The sequence below is a fragment of the Agrobacterium salinitolerans genome, assembly GCF_002008225.1.
GTDB lineage: Bacteria > Pseudomonadota > Alphaproteobacteria > Rhizobiales > Rhizobiaceae > Agrobacterium > Agrobacterium salinitolerans.
Window position 1 is genome coordinate 1 of sequence record NZ_MRDH01000003.1, and the last position, 23,604, is coordinate 23,604.

Sequence of the window (23,604 nt, forward strand, 5' to 3'; positions counted from 1 at the left end):
AAGACCACAACAAAACGTCATCATCCCGAAAAAGAAAAAACCCGCCGAAAATATCGACGGGTTTGTCAGCGGTCTGAAGCGCGGGTCTTGCCCGCGCTTTTTGCATTCAGTCGGTGTTTAAGACCGTAACGCCGCCAGTTCCTCTATACCGACATGGCTCTCGACCTCGCTGCCGCGCAGGTAAAGATAGAGCCCGATCGCGAAGGCGAGGACGGCGATGAAGACCAGATACCAGGCATGGGCCATCGGGTTGATCGCAAGCGCGGTCGTCACGCCAATCGGCGTCAGCCCGCCGAAGACGGCATAGGAGACGTTATAGGCGAAGGAGAGGCCGGAGAAGCGGACCGAGGCCGGGAAGGCGCGGACCATGACATAGGGCACCGCACCCGCCATGCCGACCGACAGGCCCATGACGCCGTAAAGCACGAACATGGTTTGAAGCGATGTGCCGGCATAGCTGTAGAAGGTGAAGGTGGCGATGCCGAAGAAGATGCTGGCCCCCATGAAGAAGATGCCGGAGCCGACACGGTCGATCAGCGCGCCGGCGATGATGACGCCGAAGATCAGGAACAGCGTGCCGAAGCTGGTGCCGGCCAGCGCCTGTGTCGGGGTATAACCGTAAAGCTTCTGCAGGAAGGTGGCCGTCATCAGTGTCGTGACGACGATGGCGGCCGAGAGAACCCAGGTCAGCAGGGCGGAAATGACCACGCCGCGCATATGGTGCTTCAGCACCAGCCCAAGCGGCAGCTTGTCTGTCAGCGATTTCGACTTCTTCATCTCGGTGAAGATCGGCGTTTCTTCCAGCCAGCGACGCAGATAGACGGCGATGAGGCCGAAAATGCCGCCGAGCAGGAAGGGAATGCGCCAGGCGTAACCGGCAACGTCCTCCGGTGTGAAGAGCGAGTTGATGGCGAAGGCGATCAGCGAACCCAGCATGATGCCGAAGGAAAGGCCCGATGTGAGGAAGCCGCAGGCGAGGCCAACGCGGCGGAAGGGCACATGTTCGGCAACGAAGGTCCAGGCGCCCGGCACTTCACCGCCGATGGCCGCGCCCTGCAGCATGCGCAGGATGATGAGCAGGATGGGGGCGGCTACGCCGATGGTGGCATAGGTCGGCATCAGCGCCATACCGAGCGTGGAGAGCGCCATCAGCAGGATGGAGAAGGCGAAGACGCGCTTGCGGCCGTAACGGTCGCCATAATGCGCGAGCACGATGCCGCCCAGGGGGCGCACCAGATAACCGGCGGCAAAGATGCCGAAGGTCTGGATCATCACCAGCCAGTCCGGCATTTCCGGCGGGAAGAACAGATGGCCGATGACGGTGGCGAAAAATACGAAGATGATGAAATCGTAAAATTCCAGCGCGCCGCCGAGGGCCGAAAGGCCAAGAGTTCTGTAATCCTGGCCGTTGAGGGGCCGGGCTGCCGCCGGTGTGGTGGTGGGAGACATGAGGCTGCTTCTTTTCTAAATTACGTATTACTTATGGGCATGCGGCAAGAGCGGCGGGATTTCAAGCCTTATCGACGTTCAATCGTTCAGGTATTTCGAGGGACGATCAAGAAAGCGGCGCAGGAAACTGATGTTTTCCAGCTCGTCATAGAGGCGCTCGGTGATGCCATCTGCGTCGAAATGATAAATCGTGGCTTCGGGAATGGCCAATAGCACCGGTGAGTGGGTGGCGATGATCAATTGCCCGCCACTATCGGCGGCGTGACGGATGAGGGCGGCCAGCTCCAGCTGCTTTTGCGGCGAAAGCGGGCTTTCCGGTTCGTCGAGAAAATAGAGGCCGGCGCCATGCAGCCGCTGTTGCATAATATCGAGAAATCCTTCGCCATGCGAACGCCGGTCGATGACATTGTTTCTGACGATCCTGCGAAACGTATCCGGGGTTTCTTCCGGAAAGTCTTCGCCCTTCTTGAGGGCCTTTTCCCGCTCCCAGCGAAAATCGTCCAGCGCGTCCTCGTTCTGCCGGCGGACATAGCCGAGCACGTCCTCCGCGCGCATGAACATGCGGATTTTCGGATATTTCTTGCGGGCAAAATAGAAGGCCTTCGCCACGGTCTCGGCATGCTGAAGGTAGAGGTCGCCGGCAACCTGGCCGTGATTGCCGATGGCATAGGCCGTCATTCCCGCTGCCAGCCCTTCCAGCAGCGTCGATTTGCCAGAGCCGTTGTTGCCGGCAAAAAAGGTGATCGGCGTCTTGAATTCGATGCGTTCCAGATGGCGCAGCGCTGGAACGGAGAAGGGATAGTCGTCTCTTCCGTCCGGGGTCTCTTTCATGGTTACGCTATCGAGAAACAGCATGTCGCGTTCCTTGTATCTAATCCGTCATGTTCGCCGACGTTGCGCTGTGTCGCATCATCGCGGCGTTATGCTCAAAGCAATTGCGTGTGATTGCGGCTTAACGTGGGGCGCTGTTCGCGCCAATGGTTTGCGGCGTCGGCGGAGATACGTCATGCCGCATCGTTAGAAGTTCAGTTTATTATAAATTAGTGCAATTTATTCTTGGTGAAATAATCGATCAATATTAGATATAAAAATATATATCTTAAATTTAAGATGTTATAGTAAGTATAAACTTCAAATTAATTCAGTAATGCCAATTGTTGTCATTCTCGTTGTTATTGGAGAGAATGAATGAAGCATATTGTGCTTTTTTCGGTCGGGTTTCTATTTTCCGCGATATTCGTAAGCGAAGCTGAGGCGCGGAAGTCCCGGTTTTTTGCCGTCCCCGGATTCGGAGGCGGCGAGACAATCGATCTCGTTTATGATCTGCCGGATAACGAGCCTTTTCTTCGCGATGGGGAAGCATTCGACATCGGTTATCTCAACAGCGGGGATAGGAGCGGTTATGTGCTGTATCGTGGCGAGCGGTACAGCAGGCTTAGCGATGCGGATATAGCCAGGCTGAAGGCGACGCTTGGTTTTGATCCGACGACAAAAGACCGCATGGAGCGGGCGGCGAGGGGCGGCGAAACGCCTTGGAACCTCGTGATTATCATAGCGGTCGCAATTGTTGGTATCTTTGTGCTTGTCCACAAGAGCATGCAGCTCGTGCGATGGATTTCGCGACTGGCGACGATCTCCGCAGTTGCGGGAAGTACGCGGGAGGAGGAGACCCCCAACCCGCTGGAGGTCCGCAAGAAACAGCTGGTAAACCGTCAATGGAGCGATAGCCAGACGGATCACGCAGCGCGTATCCCGGCAGTATCGCCGGCCCATGCGTCTACCCGAGGAACCACTGCGGTCCGGACATTCGGACGCAGGAGCGCCTGAGCGGTGCAAAACCCCTAAACCTCAGGCGGTCTCAGGAGCCTGCGCTATTCGAACCGGTCGATGATGCTGATGCCGCTTTCCCTGAAACTGTCCATGGCGGGCAGGGCGGTTGCGGCCTCGGAAAGCGTGATGTGGCGGCCGATCAGTTTTTCCGGCGCGAGCCTGCCGTTTTCGATCATCGCCAGCATGTCCTCATAACGCCACGCCTGCATGCCGTGGCTGCCATAGATCTCCAGCTCATGCGCAATCACCCGGGCCATGGGGATCGCGGGCATGGCGTGATCGGCCAGCATCAGCCCCACCTGCACGTGACGGCCGCGCCGACGCAGGTTGCTGATGGAGTTGCAGCAGGTCTGCGGGTGGCCAAGCGCATCGACAGAGACATGTGCACCGCCGCCCGTCACCTCGCGAACCGCCTCGGCAACATCGGCAACCGCGCGGCTGTTGATGGTGGCGGTCGCGCCCAGCTGCCGGGCAAGTTCGAGTTTGTCTTCGGCAATATCGATGGCGACAACCTGTGCGCCGAGGCCAGCACCGATCATGATGGCGGAAAGGCCGACGCCGCCGCAGCCGTGCACCGCCAGCCACTCACCACCCTTCAGGCGTCCCTGATCGGTCACGGCGCGGAACGAGGTGGCGAAACGACAGCCAAGGCCCGCGGCAGTGGCGTAACTCATCGATTCCGGGAGGTGGACGAGGTTCTGATCGGCAAAGTCGATGGCGACATATTCGGCGAAGGAACCCCAATGGGTGAAGCCCGGCTGGAACTGCGCTTCGCAGACCTGCTGGTTGCCGGAGCGGCACTCATGGCAATGGCCGCAGCCGGAGACGAAGGGCACGGTGACGCGGTCGCCGGTCTTGAAGCGGGTGACGTGTCTGCCGACGGCGGCGATCACACCTGCGAATTCGTGGCCGGGAACATGCGGCAGGCGGATATCCGGGTCATGCCCCATCCAGCCGTGCCAGTCGCTGCGGCAGAGGCCGGTCGCCTTCACGGCGATGACAACGCCGTTTTCTGTCGGCTCGGGATCGGGAAGCGAGGCAATAACAGGGGTTTCGCCAAAACGTTCATAGAACAGCGCACGCATAGCAGCCTCACATCTTCATTTCCGATCGATATGAGGCCTGCTTAACGTTTTCCCCTGGCGGAGGAAAGCGATTTAATCTTTGATCACCATCAGATCATTGGCCGCAAATTTCAGCGTTACTTGCTCGCCAATCGCCGGGGGCGCCGTTCCGGGATCGTTGAACATGTCGAAAGACAGGGTTGAGCCCCCGAGATCGAGACGGGTACGGATGACGGAGCCGAGGAACTGGCTGGAGGTGACGTTGCCTGATATCGCGACATCACCCTTGGCGTTCGCGCCGAGCGCTCCGGCTTCGGGGCGCAATGCCAGCGTGATCTTTTCGCCATTGGTCGCTTCCACCGGCTGGGGCAGGGTGATCTGCTGATCACCGACGCGGATGACGTTGGCAGAGGCAGCCACGACGGTGGCGTCGATGAGGTTCAACGTGCCGACGAAAGAGGCGACGAAGCGGGTCGCGGGCTTGTTGTAGATATCGAAGGGGGAGCCGATCTGGTCGGCGCGGCCGCCATTCATGACGACGATGCGGTCGGAAATCGACAGGGCCTCTTCCTGATCGTGGGTGACGAAAATGGTGGTGATGCCGAGTTTCTGCTGGATCTGGCGGATTTCCTCGCGCAGCGACACGCGAATCTTGGCGTCGAGCGCGGAGAGCGGTTCGTCCAGCAGAAGCACTTCCGGCTTCGGGGCGAGCGCGCGTGCGAGCGCCACGCGCTGCTGCTGGCCGCCCGACATCTGATAGGGATAACGGTCCGCCAGATGCTCCAGATGGATGAGCTGGAGCATTTCCTTCACGCGCGCATCGATCTCGGCTTTCGGTTTGCCAGCGACTTTGAGCCCGAAGGCGACGTTTTCGAAGACATTCATGTTCGGGAACAGCGCATAGGCCTGGAACACCATGCCGATATTGCGCTGATTGGGGCGCAACGCCGTCTGGTCCTTGCCGTTGATGACGATCGATCCGCCACTCGGCGTTTCGAAACCGGCGATCATGCGCAAAACGGTTGTCTTGCCGCAGCCCGATGGCCCGAGGAAGGAGACGAACTCGCCCTTTTCGATGGCCATGTTGAAATCATGCACGACCTGTACGGAGCCGAAGGATTTCTTGATGTTGCTAAGTGTCAAAAAGCTCATGAAATAGTGTCCTCAGGCCTTGGGAGGCGCGCCCTTCTGATAGCGTGAAACGAGTTGGATCAGGCCCAGGCAACCCCAGGTGATGCCGAAGGAAATCACGGCAAGTGCGGCCGGTTCATAGGCGCGGTTGGCGCCGAGCAGCTGCATGTAGGGGCCGAAGGCCGGGCGGTTCAAAAGGGCCGCCATGGTGAATTCACCGATGACGATGGCGAAGGTCAGGAAGGCGCCCGACAGCACGGCGACCAGTACATTGGGCAGAATGATGCGCGACAGGATGGTGGTCCATCCCGCGCCGAGGCTCTGCGCCGCTTCGGTCAGTGTCGCCACATCGATGGTCCTGAGACCGGTATCGACGGCGCGGTACATATAGGGCAGGGCAAGCGTCGCATAACCGAACATCAAAAGCAGGTTGGTGCCGAAACTTGTTCCCGTCAGCGGCAGCCAGCTGGAGGTGTTGTAAAGCCGGATGTAACCAAAGACGATGACGATGGCCGGGATGACCAGCGGCAGAAGCGTGATGAATTCGATATAGGGCCGCAGGCCTGGCAGTTTCAGACGCACCCAATAGGCGGTTGGCACCACCAGCAGAACCCCGAAGACGATGGTGAACAGCGCCATTACCACCGAATAGCTGAAAGTCTCCTGAAAGCGCGGATCGCCCAGCACTTTTGCATAGGCGTCGAAGGAATATTCGGCGCGCCGCATTTTTAGCGAGAAGTTGGTCATGCCGATCAGCGGCAGGGCGAAATAGAGCAGGCCGAAGACCAGCGCGCCCCAAGCGAAGAAACGCTTCATTTCAGCCACCTTTCACTGCGGGCGCGCAGCCAGATATAAAGTGCATTGGCGATGCCGGTCACGACGATCATGCCAAAGGCGAGCGCGTAACCAAGATGCGGATTGCCAAGAACGTCGCCGCGGATCTGTGCGAAAAGCAGGATCGGCACGATATTGAGCGAGGAGCCGGTCAGCGCAATAGCGGTTGCGACGGCGCCGAAGGCGTTGGCGAAAAGCAGCGACATGGTCCCAAGCAGTGACGGCAAAAGGATGGGGAAAGCCACCATGCGCCAATATTGCAGGCCTGTTGCGCCGAGGATTTCCGCAGCCTCGCGCCATTCGCGTTTCAGTCCGTCCAACGCAGGTGTGATGATGAGGATCATCAGCGGTATCTGGAAAAACAGATAGGTGACGGTGAGGCCCCAGAAGGACAGGATGTTGAAACCGAGGAGCCTCAGATCGATGCCGATCTGCGTCTTGAGGAAAACGGTAAGGAGACCGACCGGCCCGAGCGTGGCGATGAAGGCGAAGGCGAGAGGCACGCCGGCGAATTGCGAGGCAACGCCGGAAAAGGTCAGAAGCGGTCCGCGAATGCCTTGCGGCAGGCCGCCCAGCACCACGGCGGCGGCGACGGCAAAACCGATCAGGCAACCCAGTGCCGCCGAAGCGAGGCTGATCTTGATCGAAATCCAGTAGGCCGCCAGAATGGAGGAGGTGAAAAGCCCACCGATATTGTCCAGCGTGAAGCTGCCATCTGCATGCTGGAATGCGCCAATGACGATCTTCATCGTCGGCAGGATCAAAAACAGCAGAACAAAAACGGCAAAAGGAAGAACGCCAATCCAGTGCAGCGGCAGCTTTCTGCCCGCGTCGGATGGTCCGCCGGTGTTGGTTGATGGCATGCTTGTCCCCAAACGCCGTTTTCAAACGGTCTGTATATAAAGGTCTACATCATAAAAGAAGCACCCCGGCTTTTGGTCGGCCGGGGTGCATTTTCAACAGTTTACTTCACGTTCGCGCCGACAACGCTGTCCCAGCCGCCGGTCACGGCAGCCTTGTTGGCGTCGACTTCCTCGAGTGTCGGGAAGATGGCCTTTTCATAGGCTGCTGCCGGCGGCAGGCTGTCGATCAGTTCCTGCGGAACCTTGCCGGCCTTGACCATGGCGTTGAAGCGGATCGGGTGGCAATAACCCTTCAGCCAGCCGAGCTGACCGTCGTCGGAATAGAGATGCTCCATCCACAGCTTTGCAGCGTTCGGATGCGGCGCGTAAGCGGAAATGCCCTGAACGTAGACGCCGGCCAGAACACCCTTCTCAGGAACGACAACTTCCGTTGGCGGGTTGTCATTCAGCGTCTTCTTCCAGGAAAGGGCGTTATAATCCCAAGCGACGATGATCGGGGTCGCGCCCTGCGCCAGCGTGCCAGCCTTGCCGATGACCGGAAGGAAGTTGCCTGCCTTGTTGAGGTCGGCGAAATACTTCAGGCCGGCTTCACCGGCTTCCTTGCCAGACTTTGCGCCGGTGGAAAGACCGGCGGCCAGAACGCCGAGGATGGCCTGGTTGGAAGCGCGCGGATCGCCCGCGAGCGCTACCTGCCCGGAATATTCCGGCTTCTGCAGGTCGGCCCAGTCCTTCGGAGCGTTATTGACGAGGTCCTTGTTCACGAAGAAGGACATCACGCCGTAATAGTCGCCGTACCAGTAGCCTTCAGGATCCTTGACGTTGTCGGGAATTTCGTCCCAGGTGGAGACCTTGTAGGGCTGCAGCAGGCCTTCGGCCTTCATCTGCGGGCCGAAGGCGAGGCCGACATCGATGACGTCAGGCGCCTGCGGGCCCTTATTGTCCTTGTTGGCCTTCACCGCTTCCACTTCATCGGCGGAGCCGGCGTCGGGGTTCAGTTCGTTGACGGTGATTTCCGGATATTTCGCCTTGAAGGCGGCAATCACGTCGCCGTAACCGCACCAGTCGTGCGGCAGCGCGATCGTTGTCAGCATGCCTTCCTTCTTGGCGGCGGCGATCAATTCGGCGCTCGGCTCAGCGGCGGCGATGGCGGTGGACGCGATGACCAGCGCAGTGGTCGTAGCAAGCAGTCGGCGGCAGTGAGAGATCACTTTTTTCTCCTCTTCGTGTTCTCATATTGCGGACGCTGATACGGATTCTCGATGAAGCTAATGTGACGGCTGGATTGCAATCTATTTATCCGGATTCCGTCACTTTACGCCCCTTTTCCGCCATCGTCAGGCTTTTTTGCCTGCAATTGCGGGAGTATCCTTTCATTATCCGTGGTGGCCAAATGTGTTCCCCAGCGTGGTTTTTATCCTGTTTTATCGTGCTGGCAGCGATGACAGGTATCCAATCAGCGTGCGGCATCCGCGTCAAGCAAGTTGCCGGCTATGTAGTTTCATGTTTTGTCCGGCCTGCGGAACAACCGGGTCTGTTCGAACAGGCCTTCCAGTGCATTCATGCGTTCCCTGGTTTCATCCCAGGCGCCGTTCTGGACCGCTTCGATCAGCGCTTCGACCACAAACAGCGTGACAACCGAGGAATCCCATGCTGAGGGCGCTTCGATCCTGACGCGGAAAATGTGCAACGCGTGGCGCGCCACCGGCGATGTCCATTGATCGGTGAAGAGAATGATCTGCACACCGTTCGCCTTGGCCACTTCGGCCAGCGTCGTCATGTCGTGCTCGTAGCGGCGGATGTCGAAAATAACCAGCACGTCGCCGGCGCTCATGTTCAACATATATTGCGGCCAGGCGCTGGAATTGGACGACATCAGCGTCGTTTTCGGCCGGATCACCTGCATGTGGGTGAAGAAATATTCGGCGATTGCACCGGTAATGCGCCCGCCGACGAAATAGATGCTGCGCTTGCGGTCGGAAAGCAGCGCTGCGGCATTGTCGAAGACGGCGGTGTCGAGATCGCTCAGCGTGTCGCGCAGATTGCCGGTGATGGCATCGGCGAAACGGTTGAGAATGTGCAGGCCCGGCGCATTGGTTGCCCAGCGGTCATGTTTGGCGACGGGGCCGGAGATCGTCGCCTCCAGCTCCTGATGCAGATGCGCCTGAAATTCGGGATAGCCCTTATATCCGAGCTTCTGCACCATGCGCGCCACCGTCGGTGTGGAAACACCGGCATTTTCCGCAATGGTGGTGATGCTGCCGAGGCCGGAAACGGGGTAGTTGCCGAGCAGGCTCTCTGCCAGCCGTTTTTCCGAACGGGTCAGTGCGTCGTAATGGGCATGGATGACATCCGACACGGTCGCCGTCGTGCTGCGCAAATTTTTCCCCTTCCGGTCTTCTGCCGGTACATGGCTAAAATAAACATCCGCGCCAGCTATCGAGTCAATGGGAAAATGAAGAGAAAATTTCAAAATTCCATTTGACACTCGCGATAATGTGAAGAATTCTTTTCGACATTGACGGAGCGACGGGGTTTCCGGGCGGGGTTCGTGCATGACGGTGCGGTCACGGTTTTTCACAGAAGCGGAAGGGCAGGCCGTCGGCATCGAGAATGCGGCGGCGAAGGGCGACGTCCTCCTCGTCTGCGAACATGCGTCCGCTGCCATGCCACAAAAATACGGAACATTGGGCCTTTCGCCGGAGGTGCTTTCGAGCCATGTGGCCTGGGATCCGGGCGCTCTGGCAGTTGCCCGGCTGCTTTCGGAAAAGTTTGACGCCACGCTTGTCTACCAGCGGTTTTCGCGCCTCGTCTATGATTGCAACCGGCCGCCCGAATCGCCTTCCGCCATGCCGGTGAAAAGCGAGATTTACGATATTCCCGGCAATTTCGATCTCAGCGAAGCGGAGCGGTTCGCCCGCACCTCCGCGCTTTATGTGCCGTTTCATGACCGGGTGAGCGAGATCATCGCCGCGCGGCAGGCGGCCGGCCGTAAAGTGGTGGTGGTGACCATCCACAGTTTCACGCCGGTTTATCACGGTCGGTTCCGAAAGGTTGAGATCGGCATCCTGCACGATGCCGACAGCCGTCTTGCGGATGCGATGCTGGCGGGCGCGGAAGGCTGCTCGCTCACGGTCAATCGCAACGATCCCTATGGCCCGGAAGACGGCGTGACGCATACGCTGCGACTGCATGCGCTGCCGGACGGGCTTTTGAACGTCATGATCGAGATCCGCAACGATCTCATCAGCAGTGAAGGAGAACAGGCGGAAATCGCCGGGGTTCTCCATGAGCTTATGGGGAAGGCGCTCTCATCAATCGATGAGTGAGGGAGCTATGGCCGGCCGATGGTGAAAACACCGGGGCCGGCCGATAGATAAGACTGCCGCCATTTTATAAAAACCGGCCATGCAGCCGAAAAAACAAAGCGGCAAGGGAACAGCAAGTGCGTGCGGCCAATCGCGGGAGACACCCGGGTGAAGCCGGAAACTGGGGCACAATCGGCCAATAATGGCTGACTGGCTTGTTTTTTTCTTATTCAGGAGAGAAGGGCATGGACAGTTCATCGTCAGGCGTCAGCTACAAGAAGGCTGATGCATCCTATTTCGAAAAACGCGGACTATCCCGTTATGCGGGCGTATGGTCGCTCTGGGCGCTTGGCGTCGGCGCGGTCATTTCCGGGCATTTTTCCGGATGGAATTTCGGCTTTTCCACCGGCGGCTGGGGCGGCATGCTGGTGGCAGGCATCATCATCGCCATCATGTATCTCGGGCTGACATTTTCGATTGCCGAAATGAGCCCGGCCCTGCCGCATACAGGTGCGGCCTATTCCTTCGCCCGCACGGCCATGGGGCCATGGGGAGGCTTCATCACCGGGCTTTGCGAAAATGTCGAATATGTGCTGACGCCGGCGGTCGTCGTCACCTTCATCACGGCCTATGTGAACTCCATTCTCGGCCTCGATCCGGCCTATTCACCTTTCGTGTGGATCGTTTTTTATGCGATTTTCCTCGGGCTCAACGTCTTCGGACTTGAGCTTTCCTTCAAGGTGACATTGGTCATCACGCTGATTTCGCTTGCCGTTTTGGTGTTCTTCTGGATCAGCGCCATTCCCAACATCGATTTTTCGCGTTTTGCGCTCAACATCGGTGTCGGACCTGACGGCAAGGCGGTGGAACTGCCGGAGGGCGGCGGCTCCTTCTTCCCCTTCGGTTTTTCGGGCGTTCTCGCCACGCTGCCTTTCGCGGTCTGGCTGTTTCTCGCCATCGAGCAGTTGCCGCTGGCGGCTGAGGAATCCGTCGATCCGAAACGCGACATGCCGAAGGGAATCATCCTTGGTATGGTTACGCTGATGGTTTCGGCCTTCATGATCGTGCTGCTCAACCCGTCGCTGCCGGGCGTCGGCGCCTTCCATCTCAGCTCGTCGCTTGAGCCGCTTTTGGACGGTTTCAAGGCGATCTATGGCGATGGCGGCGTGGTGGTGCTCGGTCTCGTGGCTCTGACGGGCCTTATCGCCAGCTTCCATACGATCCTTTATGCGCAGGGCCGCCAGATTTATTCGTTGTCGCGTGCGGGTTATTTCCCGACCGTGCTGTCCATCACCCACTCGAAATACCGCACGCCATACGTGGCCAATATCACCGGCGCCATAGTCGGGCTCGCGGTCATGCTGGTCATCTGGTTCTCGCTGGGTGCGGAGCAGGGCGGCAGCATCATCGGCAGCGTGCTTCTGAACATGGCCGTTTTCGGTGCGATGTTCTCCTATATCATGCAGGCGATTTCCTTCATTCTTCTGCGCAAGAACCTGCCGCATATCGAGCGGCCGTTCCGGTCGCCCTTCGGTATTCCGGGTGCGGTGCTGACGATCATCATCGCCATCGTCACGCTGCTTTACCAGATCCAGGATCCGAACTTCACGAAGGGCGTGCTCTGGGTTGCCGTCTGGTTTGCTGTGGCGATTGCCTATTTCGGCCTCGTCGGTCGTCATCGCCTCATCCTGTCGCCGGAGGAGGAATTCGCGCTGGAGCACAAGCAGGCTGCCATGGCAGCGGCGGCTGCGAAGGTCTGATGCTCAAACAAACGGGCGGCCTTATACGGCCGCCCGGTCACGACAATAAAGGGAACGGATAAAATGACGAGCTATACATTCGACGCGCTTAAGATGGATGTCGCTGAGGGGCGCATCGACACGGTTCTGGCCTGCCTTGTGGACATGCAGGGGCGTCTGATGGGCAAGCGGTTTCAGGCCGAGTTCTTCGTCGAAAGCGCCTTTGAGGAAACCCATAGCTGCAACTATGTGCTTGCCACCGATATGGAGATGGAAACCGTTCCCGGCTATAAATCCTCCAGCTGGGAAAAGGGTTACGGCGACTACGTTCTGAAACCCGATCTCTCGACGTTGCGGCGTGTGCCATGGCTGGAAGGCACGGCGCTGGTGCTGTGCGACGTGCTCGATCATCACACCCATGAGGAAGTGCCGCATTCGCCGCGCGCGCTGTTGAAAAAGCAGGTGGCGCGGCTTGAGGCGATGGGGCTGAAGGCCTTTATGGCGACGGAACTGGAATTCTTCCTGTTCGACCAGACTTTCGACGCGGCGCGCGCCAGCGGTTATAAAGACCTGAACCTCGCCAGCGGTTATAATGAGGATTACCATATCTTCCAGACGACCAAGGAAGAAGACGTCATGCGGGCGTTGCGCAAGGGCCTGCAGGGTGCGGGAATTCCGGTCGAGAATTCCAAGGGCGAGGCCTCTGCCGGCCAGGCGGAAATCAATGTGCGTTATGCCGAGGCGCTGACTATGGCCGACCGGCACGCCATCATCAAGAACGCCACCAAGGAGATCGCCTGGTCGAAGGGCAAGGCGGTGACGTTCCTTGCCAAGTGGAACTACAATGCTGCCGGCAGTTCTTCGCATATCCACCAGTCGCTGTGGAGCCTGGATGGCAAACCCGCTTTCCTCGACAAGGACGCCGAGCATGGCATGTCGCAGTTGATGCGGCACTATGTTGCCGGGCTTCTCGCCCATGCCAGCGAGATCACCTATTTCCTGGCGCCCTACATCAATTCCTACAAACGTTTCATGGCCGGCACCTTTGCGCCCACCAAGGCGATCTGGAGCCTCGACAACCGTACCGCCGGATATCGTCTCTGCGGCGAGGGAACGAAGGGCATCCGCATCGAATGCCGCGTCGGCGGTTCCGATCTCAATCCCTATCTCGCCATGGCGGCTCTTCTGGCGGCGGGCATTGACGGCATCGAAAATAAACTCGAACTTGAGCCCGCTTTTGTCGGCGACGCCTATGGCGGCAAGGACGTGCGCGAGATACCCAAGACATTGCGTGACGCCACCGCCTTTTTGGACGGATCGAAAATGCTGCGCAACGCCTTTGGCGACGATGTGATCGATCATTACGTCCGCGCCGGGGCGTGGGAACAGGAAGAATACGACCGCCGCGTGACCGACTGGGAAGTGGCGCGCGGTTTCGAACGAGCCTAATCATTACGGGAAAACATCATGACCATGATCCAGAATATCTCGCCCATCGACGGCTCGGTTTATGCCGAGCGGGAGGCGATGTCGCTGGAGGCGGCGCGGGCCGCCGTTTCTAAGGCGCGCAAGGCGCAGAAAGACTGGGCTCGACGCCCGCTTGAGGACCGCGTTCAGCTGGTTCTGAAGGGTGTCGCGCGACTCAACGAAATGGTTGATGACGTCGTGCCGGAACTGGCGCATATGATGGGCCGTCCGGTTCGTTATGGTGGTGAGTTCAAGGGGTTCAACGAGCGCTCCAACTATGTCGCCTCCATCGCCGCCGATGCGCTGGCGCCCCTCGTCATCGAGGAAAGCGGCAATTTCGAACGCCGTATCGAGCGCGAGGCGCATGGCGTTGTCTTCGTCATCGCGCCGTGGAACTATCCCTACATGACGGCGATCAACACCGTGGCGCCCGCTTTGATGGCCGGCAATACGGTTGTCATCAAGCATGCGGCGCAGACGCTTCTCGTCGGCGAGCGCATGGTGCGGGCTTTCGTCGAGGCCGGTGTGCCTGACGATGTCTTCATCAATGTCTTCCTCGACCATGGCACGACGTCTGCACTGATTTCCGAGGGCCTGTTCAACTTCGTCAATTTCACCGGTTCGGTGGAAGGCGGTCGCGCCATCGAGCGCGCCGCTGCCGGCTCCTTCACCGGTCTCGGGCTTGAACTCGGCGGCAAGGATCCCGGTTACGTCATGGAGGATGCCGACCTCGATGCCGCCGTCGATACGCTGATGGATGGTGCGACCTATAATTCCGGGCAATGCTGCTGCGGTATCGAGCGTATCTACGTCAATGAAAACCTCTATGACGCCTTTGTCGAGAAGTCCGTGGCGTGGGTGTCCAACTACAAGCTCGGCAATCCGCTGGTTGAGGAAACCACGCTGGGGCCGATGGCCAACAAGCGTTTTGCCAAGGTCGTGCGTGCGCAAATCGCTGACGCCGTTGCCAAGGGCGCCAAAGCGCTGGTCGATCCCAAGCTTTTCCCCGCCGATGACGGCGAGAGCGCTTATGTCGCGCCGCAAATCCTCGTCAATGTCGATCATTCCATGGAGTTCATGACCGAAGAAACCTTCGGCCCGGCCCTTGGCATCATGAAGGTCAAGAACGACGATGAAGCCATCGCGCTGATGAATGACAGCAAATATGGCCTGACCGCTTCGCTGTGGACGCAGGATGCGGCGCGCGCGGGACGCATCGGCCGCGAGATCGAAACCGGCACCGTGTTCATGAACCGCGCCGATTATCTCGATCCCGCCCTTTGCTGGACCGGTGTTAAGGAAACCGGCCGTGGCGGTTCACTTTCCGTCCTCGGTTTCCAGAACCTGACCCGCCCGAAATCCTACCATCTGAAGAAAGTCACGAAATGAATATCGTCGCCAACTGGAGCTACCCCACCGCCGTCAAGCTTGGCCGTGGCCGGATCAAGGAACTGGCGGAAGCCTGCAAGACGCTTGGTATCAAGAGGCCGCTTCTCGTGACGGATCGCGGCCTTGCCAATATGGCGATCACCGCGCATGCGCTCGACGTGCTGGAAGAGGCGGGTCTCGGCCGGGCGATCTTTGCCGAGGTCGATCCAAACCCGAACGAAATCAACATGGAAGCCGGCGTGAAGGCCTATCGGGATGGCGGTCACGACGGTGTCGTGGCTTTCGGCGGCGGCTCGGGCCTCGATCTCGGCAAGACCATCGCCTTCATGGCCGGGCAGACGCGCCCGGTGTGGGATTTCGAGGATATCGGTGACTGGTGGACCCGGGCGGACGCTTCCAAGATTGCGCCTATCGTTGCCGTTCCGACGACGGCGGGCACGGGTTCGGAAGTCGGCCGCGCCAGCGTCATCACCAATTCGCAGACCCATGTGAAGAAGATTATCTTCCATCCGAAGCTGTTGCCGGGCGTCGTCATCTGCGATCCGGAACTGACAGTCGGCATGCCGAAGGTCATCACGGCAGGCACCGGCATGGATGCCTTCGCCCATTGCCTCGAAGCTTATTCGTCGCCGTTCTTCCATCCGATGAGCGCCGGCGTGGCACTGGAGGGCCTGCGGCTCGTCAAGGAATTCCTGCCGCGCGCCTATAAGGATGGCACCGATATCGAAGCCCGCACCAATATGATGGCGGCGGCGGCGATGGGGGCGGTTGCCTTCCAGAAGGGTCTCGGCGCCATCCATTCGCTCTCGCACCCGATCGGCGCTGTCTACAACACTCATCACGGCATGACCAATGCCGTCGTCATGCCGGCGGTGCTGCGGTTCAACCGTCCGGCTATCGAAGACAAGATTGCCCGCGCGGCCGCCTATCTCGGCATTTCCGGCGGCTTCGACGGTTTTTATGATTATGTGCTGGAGCTTCGCAGGGAACTCGGCGTGCCCGAAAACCTGACCGCCATGGGCATCAAGCCGGATCGCATCGACGAACTGGCGGCGGAAGCAATCAAGGATCCGAGCTGCGGTGGCAATCCGGTGCCGATGACGCTGGAGAATACGAAGAAGTTGTTCGAGGACTGCTTCTGAATAAAGACTTAGCATTCGCCGGGCTTTTAAGGGGCGAGCGGGTGCCGCGTGTTTCTTCTCCCCGCCGGGGAGAAGGAAGGTCGCGGCAGCGGGATGAGGGGGCGAGGGTAGAGATATACCGAGAGCCGGCCCCCTCATCCGACCCTTCGGGCCACCTTCTCCCCGGCGGGGAGAAGAAATGAGCGGCAATGTCGTGTCCTGCATTAGGACAGCCAAGATACTGCCTGTATTTCATGAAGCTCGCGATAGCAATCGCGGGCTTTTTGTTGCGCCGGATAACCGTTCTTAGCCTTTTATTAACCCTGTTCGTTAAGATTATGGAAAGCACCATGAAGACGTCGGTGCGTGAATGAGCATGAAACGGCTCTGACCAACAGGGGGTATCATGTCAGTCATCACTTTTGCCAATACCAAGGGCGGTGCCGGGAAAACCACGGCCGTGCTGCTTCTGGCAACCGAACTGGCCCGCAGCGGCCATCGCGTGACGGTTCTGGATGCCGATCCGCAATTGTGGATTTCCCGGTGGTACGATCTTTCCGGTTCGGTAGAAAATCTGGCGGTGATTTCGCATGTGACGATGGCTTCGCTTGAGGCGCACATTCGCGAGAACCGGGCCAATACCGACTGTTTCATCATCGATTTGCCAGGCGCGAAAACGCCGCTTCTGACCATGGCGCTTGGTATTTCCGATCATGTGCTGATCCCGGTTCAGGGCTCGGCCATGGATGCCCGGGGTGCTGCGGAAGTGCTCGATCACATCGAATTCCTGAACCGCAGGATGGGCAAGGAGATCGCCCATTCCATCGTGCTGACGCGGGTCAATGCCATGGTGGCGACGCGTTCGCTCTTGCTCGTCAAGATGCTGCTGGCGGAAAAAAACGTCTCCGTGCTCAACACGGCGATCGTCGAGCGGGCGGCCTATCGTGATATTTTCGATTATGGCGGCACGCTTCTCCGTCTGGATGGCAAGAAGGTCAGCAACATCGACAAGGCGGTCGAAAATGCGGCGGCCTTTGCCGAGGAAGTCATCAGCCTCCTGCCGAAAAGACTTCCAAGGCGCGTTGCGCATCTGGCGCGTTTGGTGACCCGCAGGGCTGCCTGACTCGGTTTTGCGATTCCCCGCTCGTTGCAGGGAGAACGCGACCTTGGCTGAAATTGGCTTCCCACAAAATGTGGAGGAGAGGCGCCGTTAAGAGGCGCTTCCCATGACCTCCTCATGGCGCGAAGTTTTTCGCTTGATTTGGAAATGATCGTTTCCTATATTCCGCTCATGAGCAATTTCAGCCAGTCCAATTCCCCGGAACAGCGTCATCGCGGCCGGCCGCGCGAGTTCGATCTCGATCGTGCGCTTGACGGCGCGATCCGGGTCTTCTCGCGGCGCGGCTATCACGCGACCTCGGTCGGTGATCTCACCGATGCGATGGAACTGGCGCAGGGCAGTCTCTACAAGGCATTCAAGGACAAGAAGGCTGTCTTCATCGCCACGATGGAACGCTACAGGATCGTGCAGACCGAGCGTTTCGAGGCGGCGGTGGCCGGTTTCGATACCGGTTATGAGCGCGTTAGGGCAGGCCTGATGTTCTATGCGGAACGGTCGCATGGCGGTGTCGGTTCCGATGGATGTCTGGTGGTTGGTGCTGCTGCCGATCTGGCGGCGCTGGATGACGATATTGCAATCGTGGTCGAGCGGGCGGTGAAGGCGAGGGAGCGAATTGTCGCCCGCCTCGTTGCCGAAGGGCAGAAGGATGGTTCCGTGCGTTCGAAGGCCGATCCCGAAGATCTCGCCCGGGCGATGCTGTGCATGATGTACGGCATGCGCGTGGTGGGAAAGACGGGGCGCAGCCTCAAAGACATGATGGCCGTGGTGGATATCGCCATGAAGCTTGCCGATTGATTTTGTGACTATTTAGGAAACGATTGTTTCCATATTGGAGAAAATGATGACGACGCGTGTAATTGAAGGGGATGATGTCGAGGCAACATCCATTTCCCCGGCCTTGACGTTCCTCTTGGCGACAGCCTGCGGACTGATTGCCGCCAATCTTTATTATGGCCAGCCGCTGGCCGGCATCATCGGGGCGGAACTTGGTCTCTCCGCCGGCGCGACGGGCCTGATCGTGACCCTGACCCAGATCGGTTACGGTATCGGTCTGCTGTTTGTCGTGCCGCTCGGCGATCTCGTTGAAAACCGCAAGCTGGTGGTCAGCGCTGTCGCTATGGCGGTGCTTTCCCTTGTGGCGGCGGCATTTGCGCCGCATGCGGCCCCGTTTCTGATTGCGGCCTTTCTTGTCGGCGTCAGTTCCGTGGCGGTGCAGGTCATCGTTCCCTATGCCGCCCATATGGCGCCGCACGCCATTCGCGGGCGGGTGGTCGGCAATGTCATGAGCGGGCTGATGGCCGGCATCATGCTGGCGCGGCCGGTTTCCAGCCTTTTGTCGGAAGTGGTCTCCTGGCGCGGTGTGTTTCTGACCTCTGCAGCGGTCATGGCGCTTCTTGCCGTGGTGCTTTTCCGGCTTCTGCCTGCCCGTATGCCCGATGCGCGCCTGAGCTACGGCGCATTGATGGCTTCGATGGGCCGGCTGGCGCTGCACACACCGATCCTGCGGCGGCGGGCGATCTATCACGCCTTCCTGTTTGCGGCTTTCAGCCTGTTCTGGACCACCACGCCGCTTTATCTGAGCGGACCGCATTTCAATCTGAGCCAGGGTGAGATCGCGCTTTTCGCGCTGGCCGGTGCGGCCGGCACCGTGGCCGCGCCGATTGCCGGGCGGATGGCGGATCGTGGCTGGACGCGTGCGGCCACCTTCTTTGCCCTGGTGGCGGTGGCGCTCTCCTTCGCCGTTACGCATCTTGCACCGGAAGGCTCACATCTGGCGCTCGCCATTCTGGTCGTCGCGGCAATCGTTCTCGATTTCGGCGTCACCACCAATCTGGTGCTCGGCCAGCGGGCGATCTTCACGCTGGGGGCGGAATTCCGCAGCCGCCTGAACGGCATCTATATGGCGACGTTCTTCATGGGTGGTGCCATCGGCTCCGCCGTGGGTGGCTGGGCCTATGCCGTCGGTGAATGGCAAGCAGCCTCGTGGATCGGCTTCGCCTTGCCGGTAGCGGCGCTCCTGTATTTCCTGACGGAAAAGCGCGACTGAAACACCCATAACGAAAAAAGCCCGGCGGATCACACCGCCGGGCTTTCTGTTTTCTTGCGCTCGATTATTCGGCGAATTCGACCACGACGCCGGGACGGACCATTTTCGCCAGCTCGGTCGCATCCCAGTTGGTCAGGCGGATACAGCCGTGGCTGTTGGTCTTGCCGATCTTGGACGGTTCCGGGGTGCCGTGAATACCGTAGGTCGGCTTCGACAGGGCAATCCAGACCGTACCGACCGGGCCGTTCGGACCCGGCGGAATTTGCAGGATCTTGTCGTTCTGGCCCTGCTTGAAATTGATCTTCGGATTATAGGTGTAGCCGGGATTGAGCGCGATGCGCTCGACCGTATGCGTACCGCTTGGCGAAGGCGTATCCGTGGAGCCGATGGTGGCGGGATAGGCGGCGATCAGATTACCGTCCTGACCATAGGCGAAGACCTGCTTGATGCCCTTATGGGCAACGATGCGGGCAACCTGCCCCTTTTTCGTCTCGCCCGGATTGACGACCTTGATAATGGTGCCGGGTACGGAGAAATCGATGCCGGGGTTCAGCTCCTTCAGGTAGTTCTCATCCATGTGGAAGCGTTCGGCGAGCGCTTCCGAAGTCGAGGTGAAGGAGAGGGCAGGCAGCTGCGATTTCTCGGCATAGTCGTCCGGGATGGAGGCGACATAGGGGCCAGCGGCGTCGGCGGCGGTGATGGTGTAATCGACGATAGGCATGCCGCCGGAAGCGCGCAGGCGCTCCAGAATATCGTCGGAATTGTTCGGATCGAGCTTTTCGCCGGTCATGTCCTGCCAGGCGGCAATCGCCTTGTTGACGTTGTCGCCCATCTTACCGTCAATAACGCCGGGCGAGATGCCTTCACGGTCGAGGAAGGTCTGGAGCGCAACGATTTCCTGGCGCGAGCGATTGACCGGCGTTGTCACCGGCGTGTGGCGCTCGATCAGGTGCTCCGGCTGCGGAACCGCGGCCGTGGTGCTTTCGCCCGGCATCGGCTGGCCGAGCGGGCCGCTTTCAACCGCACCGGGTGCGGGAACGGAGCCGGTGTAGAAATTCTCGTCGGAGCCGTCGCCGCGATATTCGCGGTAATCGCGCACGCTGCCATTGTCCTGGTAGCCGTAGTCGCGTTGCGGCTCACGATACCGTCCGCCGGGGGCGGGCGGATAATAGGTGGTGTCGCGCTGGCGCGCCTGTTGCCGCTGCGGGTAGCCGGAGGGCATTTCGGTGGCGAGGAGATTGCCATACTGGTCGTAAAACACCGTGCGTCCCATCGCGTCGCGGCTGATGACGATATCGCCGCGTTCGGGAACGAAATCGAGCACGCGACCGTCCGGCGTCACCAGAACCGGCTGCTCATAACCATAACGCTGCTGCGCGCCAGCCTGTAGCGGGGTGAAAACCGACGCCACGGCGACCGTCAAACCCAGAGCTGCGTTAAGAAACTGTTTCACGATTCTGCTATCCCTTGCTTGTTCACCGATAAACACACCGCAATCTTGACCCTATTGTGAAAAAGGTGAATTCGCGGTTAATGCAATCTTAATTTCCTTCACGGTTAGTAGCGTTTCCGTGAACCATGCGTTTTTGCTGCCACAGGGAGGTTGTCTTGCGTTCATTTCAGGCCGGCAAATCGCCACGTATTTTCCTCGATGAAACCTCCGTTTTCGATATCGGCGCTTGCGTCGTTGACGGCATCGACATAGCACCGGGCCGCGCCATTCCCGACGATGGCGATGCGCGCATCGACCACTCGCTGGAAGGATTTCTCTTCACCTGCGGTCCCGACCATATCCGCCATCCCGAGCCTATCGAGGGTGACGTCGAAGGACGCCGGTATCCATTGCATGGCTCCTTCTCCTCGCATCCCGCGACCATCATCGCCTTCGACGTTCATGAGACCAATGCGCTGGCGCGTGTCGAGGTTCCCGTGAAGCTTGCCGATGGTTGCACTGCGCTCTTGGAGCGGACGTGGCGCATCGATGGTGAGAGCGGTGAAGTCAGTCTCGACGACCGGATCGTCAACACTTCCGGGCGGCCGATCCCGGTGTTCCTGATGTATCACATGAATATCGGCGCGCGGCTGTTCGACGATGCCGTGCGGCTTGAGGGCGCGATGCTGCATGGCGGCGGCCATGGCTGGCGTTTCGGCGAAGAGCCGGGCAGCGTTTTCTGCGTTTCTGCCGGCAATGATGACTGGGCGGAACTGAAGCTCGGTCCGGTCGCGGCCATCGGCGGGAAGACGCTGACCGTGCGTTTCCGTACGGAAACGCTGCCCTATCTGCAGATGTGGCGCAATCAGCAGGCGCCGGCCAATGTGCTCGGCATCGAGCCGGTTTCGCATCGCTGGGTCGGGCGGAGCGAGCTTGAGGCTGCCGGCGAGTTCAATATTCTCCAGCCGGGCGAAAGCCGTTCCTTCGGCCTGCGCTTTTCCATCCTCTGAGCCGTACCGAATGAAGATCGCCCGTCATTGACGCCGCGGTTTTGACCGCTTACATCGGATGCGGATTTCAAGGGTGACGGCCAGCGGAGGCATGACATGGATATCAGGCGCATTGACGACGAATATTCGGTAACGGGACAGATCAGCGTCGCTGATCTCGACGAGGTCAAGGCACTCGGCTTCAAGTCGATCGTCTGCCATCGCCCTGACGGCGAAGAAGACGGCCAGCCGCTTTTTGCTGATATTGCCGAGCGTGCCGAGCAGCTTGGCCTCACCATCATGCATGTGCCGGTCGGCCGCTATGGCGTCGACGCCGATGCCGTTGCCGGCATGGTGGATGCGCTGGACGAATTGCAGCGCCCGATGCTCGGCTATTGCCGCTCTGGCGCGCGCTCGACGGCGATTTACGAAAAGACCCATCACCTGCGCGGCTGATTTTCCGCGCATCTTCGATTTTTAATGCCAATCAACAGGAGTTTTCCATGACCATCAAGCGTATCGAGCCGGGCAAGCGCATGAGCGGCGCCGTCGTTCACGGCAACACCGTTTATCTGGCCGGCCAGGTTGGCGAAGGCACGAGCGTTACGGAACAGAGCAAGTCCGCTCTCGCTGAAGTCGACCGCCTGCTGGCCGCTGCCGGTTCCGACAAGTCGAAGATCCTGCAGACCATCATCTACCTCTCCGACATGTCCACCTTCGGCGAAATGAACGCTGTATGGGAAGGCTGGATCGACCCGGCAAACCCGCCGGCCCGCGCCACTAGCGGCGCACCATTGGCGACGCCGGACTACAAGGTTGAGTTCATCGTGACCGCTGCTCTCTGAGCAATGGTTTGATTTTTTAAGGAAAGGCCGGGTCGCGGAATGCGGCCCGGCCTTTTTGTCGAGGCGATGCTGTCGGAAGCAAAGTCATTTGATGCCGGAACCGGGTGGTCGTCTACGCTTGGGCTGAAGGAGTGAATTGCGCTGCAAGCGCCTTTTCGCAGCCATGCTGTTTTATTGCAGCATCCAGTGCTGTTTTATAAAAGGTGCGGGCGCTATCGATGCGCGTACGCCCACTATCGGTCAAAACGGTATACACACCGCGCTTGTCGTCCGGACAAAGATCCCGGACCGTGAGGCCTGTCCGTTCCAGACGTTCCACCAGCCTGGAAACCGAACTCTGGTTGAGGCAAAGATGCGAGGCAAGATCCTGCATCCGCAATTCACCGGTGGGTGAGCGGGAAAGCGCCTCCAGCGCACGATATTCCGATAAGCCAAGTCCGCAGGCGGTTTGCATCGTTTTTCCGAGGTCGACTTCGACGTTGCCGACGGCTTGGGCAAGTTTCAGCCACGCATCGTGTTTGGAGGACATATGGGCAAGCTCCTGGAGGAACGAAATACTAACCCATATGTATGCTCATACAATAACATCTTCAAGCGGACGGCGCTATGACAGCCCGGTCTCTCCCTTGGGGAGTTTGACGCTGTCGGCGAGCTTCAGCCACACGACCCCGGCGATGATAATCGCCAGCCAGAACGACTGGGTGAGAGTCAACGGCTGATCCAGTAGGAGACTACCGCAGACGGCCGCCCCGACCGCGCCTATGCCTGCCCAAACCGCGTAGCCAAGCCCGACGTCGATGGTCTTGAGGGACACGCTGAGAAAATAAAGTGTCAGCAGGAAGAAGATTGCGGCGGCGATGGACCAACTTGGTATCGTGAAAGCCCTGCTCCCGCTCACGCTGAGCGCGTAACCGATTTCGAAGAGACCGGCGAGCAGCAGCATGAACCACGCGCGCCCCGTATTCGCGTTCGTTGTCAT

General features: G+C 59.3%; 23 protein-coding genes. 12 read left to right on the forward strand and 11 right to left on the reverse strand.

Features of this window, described 5'->3' with window-relative positions; translation table 11 throughout:
* Nucleotides 1-117: 117 nt before the first annotated feature.
* Together BS627_RS01865 and BS627_RS01870 are read right to left on the reverse strand one after the other, a co-directional pair.
* Nucleotides 118-1,449, reverse strand: a complete 1,332-nt coding sequence (locus BS627_RS01865; RefSeq protein WP_059756561.1) for an MFS transporter — start codon at nt 1,447-1,449, stop codon at nt 118-120.
* A 78-nt stretch (nt 1,450-1,527) separates the two neighbouring features.
* Nucleotides 1,528-2,304, reverse strand: a complete 777-nt coding sequence (locus BS627_RS01870; protein WP_077981637.1) for an AAA family ATPase — start codon at nt 2,302-2,304, stop codon at nt 1,528-1,530.
* A gap of 333 nt (nt 2,305-2,637) precedes the next feature.
* Here BS627_RS01870 and BS627_RS01875 point away from each other — a divergent pair, with 333 nt between their 5' ends.
* Nucleotides 2,638-3,276 carry a hypothetical protein gene (locus BS627_RS01875; RefSeq protein ID WP_077981638.1) on the forward strand — a complete coding sequence of 213 codons (639 nt, stop codon included), beginning with the start codon at nt 2,638-2,640 and terminating at the stop codon, nt 3,274-3,276.
* A 44-nt stretch (nt 3,277-3,320) separates the two neighbouring features.
* Here BS627_RS01875 and BS627_RS01880 read toward each other — a convergent pair whose 3' ends face one another.
* From BS627_RS01880 to BS627_RS01905, 6 genes are all read right to left on the reverse strand, one after another.
* Nucleotides 3,321-4,364 (reverse strand): zinc-dependent alcohol dehydrogenase family protein, encoded by a 1,044-nt coding sequence (locus tag BS627_RS01880; protein ID WP_077981639.1) that lies wholly within the window; start codon nt 4,362-4,364, stop codon nt 3,321-3,323.
* A gap of 72 nt (nt 4,365-4,436) precedes the next feature.
* Entirely contained in the window at nt 4,437-5,495 is a 1,059-nt protein-coding gene (locus BS627_RS01885) for an ABC transporter ATP-binding protein (protein WP_077981640.1), read from the reverse strand.
* A 12-nt stretch (nt 5,496-5,507) separates the two neighbouring features.
* Entirely contained in the window at nt 5,508-6,290 is a 783-nt protein-coding gene (locus tag BS627_RS01890; protein ID WP_077981641.1) for an ABC transporter permease, read from the reverse strand.
* Entirely contained in the window at nt 6,287-7,171 is an 885-nt protein-coding gene (locus tag BS627_RS01895; protein WP_077981642.1) for an ABC transporter permease, read from the reverse strand. The genes BS627_RS01890 and BS627_RS01895 overlap by 4 nt, the downstream gene beginning before the upstream one ends.
* A gap of 101 nt (nt 7,172-7,272) precedes the next feature.
* Nucleotides 7,273-8,379, reverse strand: a complete 1,107-nt coding sequence (locus BS627_RS01900; RefSeq protein WP_077981643.1) for an ABC transporter substrate-binding protein — start codon at nt 8,377-8,379, stop codon at nt 7,273-7,275.
* Between the two features lie 290 nt (nt 8,380-8,669).
* Entirely contained in the window at nt 8,670-9,548 is an 879-nt protein-coding gene (locus tag BS627_RS01905) for a MurR/RpiR family transcriptional regulator (RefSeq protein WP_077981760.1), read from the reverse strand.
* Between the two features lie 175 nt (nt 9,549-9,723).
* Between BS627_RS01905 and BS627_RS01910 the strand changes: the two genes are divergently transcribed.
* The 8 genes from BS627_RS01910 to BS627_RS01945 all read left to right on the forward strand — a co-directional run bounded on the left by BS627_RS01910 (nt 9,724) and on the right by BS627_RS01945 (nt 19,359).
* Complete coding sequence (locus BS627_RS01910; RefSeq protein WP_077981644.1) at nt 9,724-10,497, forward strand: N-formylglutamate amidohydrolase; 774 nt, start codon at nt 9,724-9,726, stop codon at nt 10,495-10,497.
* 224 nt (nt 10,498-10,721) lie between these two features.
* Complete coding sequence (locus BS627_RS01915) at nt 10,722-12,236, forward strand: amino acid permease (RefSeq protein WP_077981645.1); 1,515 nt, start codon at nt 10,722-10,724, stop codon at nt 12,234-12,236.
* Between the two features lie 63 nt (nt 12,237-12,299).
* A complete protein-coding gene (locus BS627_RS01920; protein ID WP_077981646.1) occupies nt 12,300-13,664 on the forward strand; it encodes a glutamine synthetase family protein in 1,365 nt (454 codons plus the stop codon).
* 18 nt (nt 13,665-13,682) lie between these two features.
* Nucleotides 13,683-15,071, forward strand: coding sequence for an aldehyde dehydrogenase family protein (locus tag BS627_RS01925; RefSeq protein WP_077981647.1), 1,389 nt, complete (start codon nt 13,683-13,685; stop codon nt 15,069-15,071).
* Complete coding sequence (locus BS627_RS01930; protein ID WP_077981648.1) at nt 15,068-16,213, forward strand: iron-containing alcohol dehydrogenase; 1,146 nt, start codon at nt 15,068-15,070, stop codon at nt 16,211-16,213. Before BS627_RS01925 ends, BS627_RS01930 begins: the two co-directional genes overlap by 4 nt.
* Nucleotides 16,214-16,598: 385 nt before the next feature.
* Nucleotides 16,599-17,315 carry a ParA family protein gene (locus BS627_RS01935; protein WP_077981649.1) on the forward strand — a complete coding sequence of 239 codons (717 nt, stop codon included), beginning with the start codon at nt 16,599-16,601 and terminating at the stop codon, nt 17,313-17,315.
* A gap of 144 nt (nt 17,316-17,459) precedes the next feature.
* Nucleotides 17,460-18,107 carry a TetR/AcrR family transcriptional regulator gene (locus BS627_RS01940; RefSeq protein WP_077981761.1) on the forward strand — a complete coding sequence of 216 codons (648 nt, stop codon included), beginning with the start codon at nt 17,460-17,462 and terminating at the stop codon, nt 18,105-18,107.
* A 46-nt stretch (nt 18,108-18,153) separates the two neighbouring features.
* Nucleotides 18,154-19,359, forward strand: a complete 1,206-nt coding sequence (locus BS627_RS01945) for an MFS transporter (RefSeq protein WP_020813639.1) — start codon at nt 18,154-18,156, stop codon at nt 19,357-19,359.
* A 64-nt stretch (nt 19,360-19,423) separates the two neighbouring features.
* Here the strand turns inward: BS627_RS01945 and BS627_RS01950 are convergent, their stop codons facing one another.
* Nucleotides 19,424-20,812, reverse strand: coding sequence for a L,D-transpeptidase family protein (locus tag BS627_RS01950; RefSeq protein ID WP_077981762.1), 1,389 nt, complete (start codon nt 20,810-20,812; stop codon nt 19,424-19,426).
* Between the two features lie 155 nt (nt 20,813-20,967).
* Between BS627_RS01950 and BS627_RS01955 the strand changes: the two genes are divergently transcribed.
* The 3 genes from BS627_RS01955 to BS627_RS01965 all read left to right on the forward strand — a co-directional run bounded on the left by BS627_RS01955 (nt 20,968) and on the right by BS627_RS01965 (nt 22,625).
* The gene (locus tag BS627_RS01955; RefSeq protein ID WP_077981650.1) at nt 20,968-21,801 is read left to right on the forward strand and encodes an aldose 1-epimerase family protein; all 834 of its coding nucleotides are present in this window, start codon (nt 20,968-20,970) and stop codon (nt 21,799-21,801) included.
* Between the two features lie 96 nt (nt 21,802-21,897).
* Nucleotides 21,898-22,236 (forward strand): protein tyrosine phosphatase family protein, encoded by a 339-nt coding sequence (locus tag BS627_RS01960; protein WP_046798035.1) that lies wholly within the window; start codon nt 21,898-21,900, stop codon nt 22,234-22,236.
* Between the two features lie 47 nt (nt 22,237-22,283).
* Nucleotides 22,284-22,625: a RidA family protein gene (locus BS627_RS01965; RefSeq protein WP_003494829.1), complete on the forward strand. Its 342-nt coding sequence runs from the start codon at nt 22,284-22,286 to the stop codon at nt 22,623-22,625.
* Nucleotides 22,626-22,737: 112 nt separating this feature from the next.
* Here BS627_RS01965 and BS627_RS01970 read toward each other — a convergent pair whose 3' ends face one another.
* On the reverse strand, nt 22,738-23,154 hold the full coding sequence (locus BS627_RS01970) for a MarR family winged helix-turn-helix transcriptional regulator (RefSeq protein WP_077981651.1): 417 nt from the start codon (nt 23,152-23,154) through the stop codon (nt 22,738-22,740).
* Between the two features lie 75 nt (nt 23,155-23,229).
* On the reverse strand, nt 23,230-23,604 hold the full coding sequence (locus tag BS627_RS01975; protein ID WP_089153205.1) for a DMT family transporter: 375 nt from the start codon (nt 23,602-23,604) through the stop codon (nt 23,230-23,232).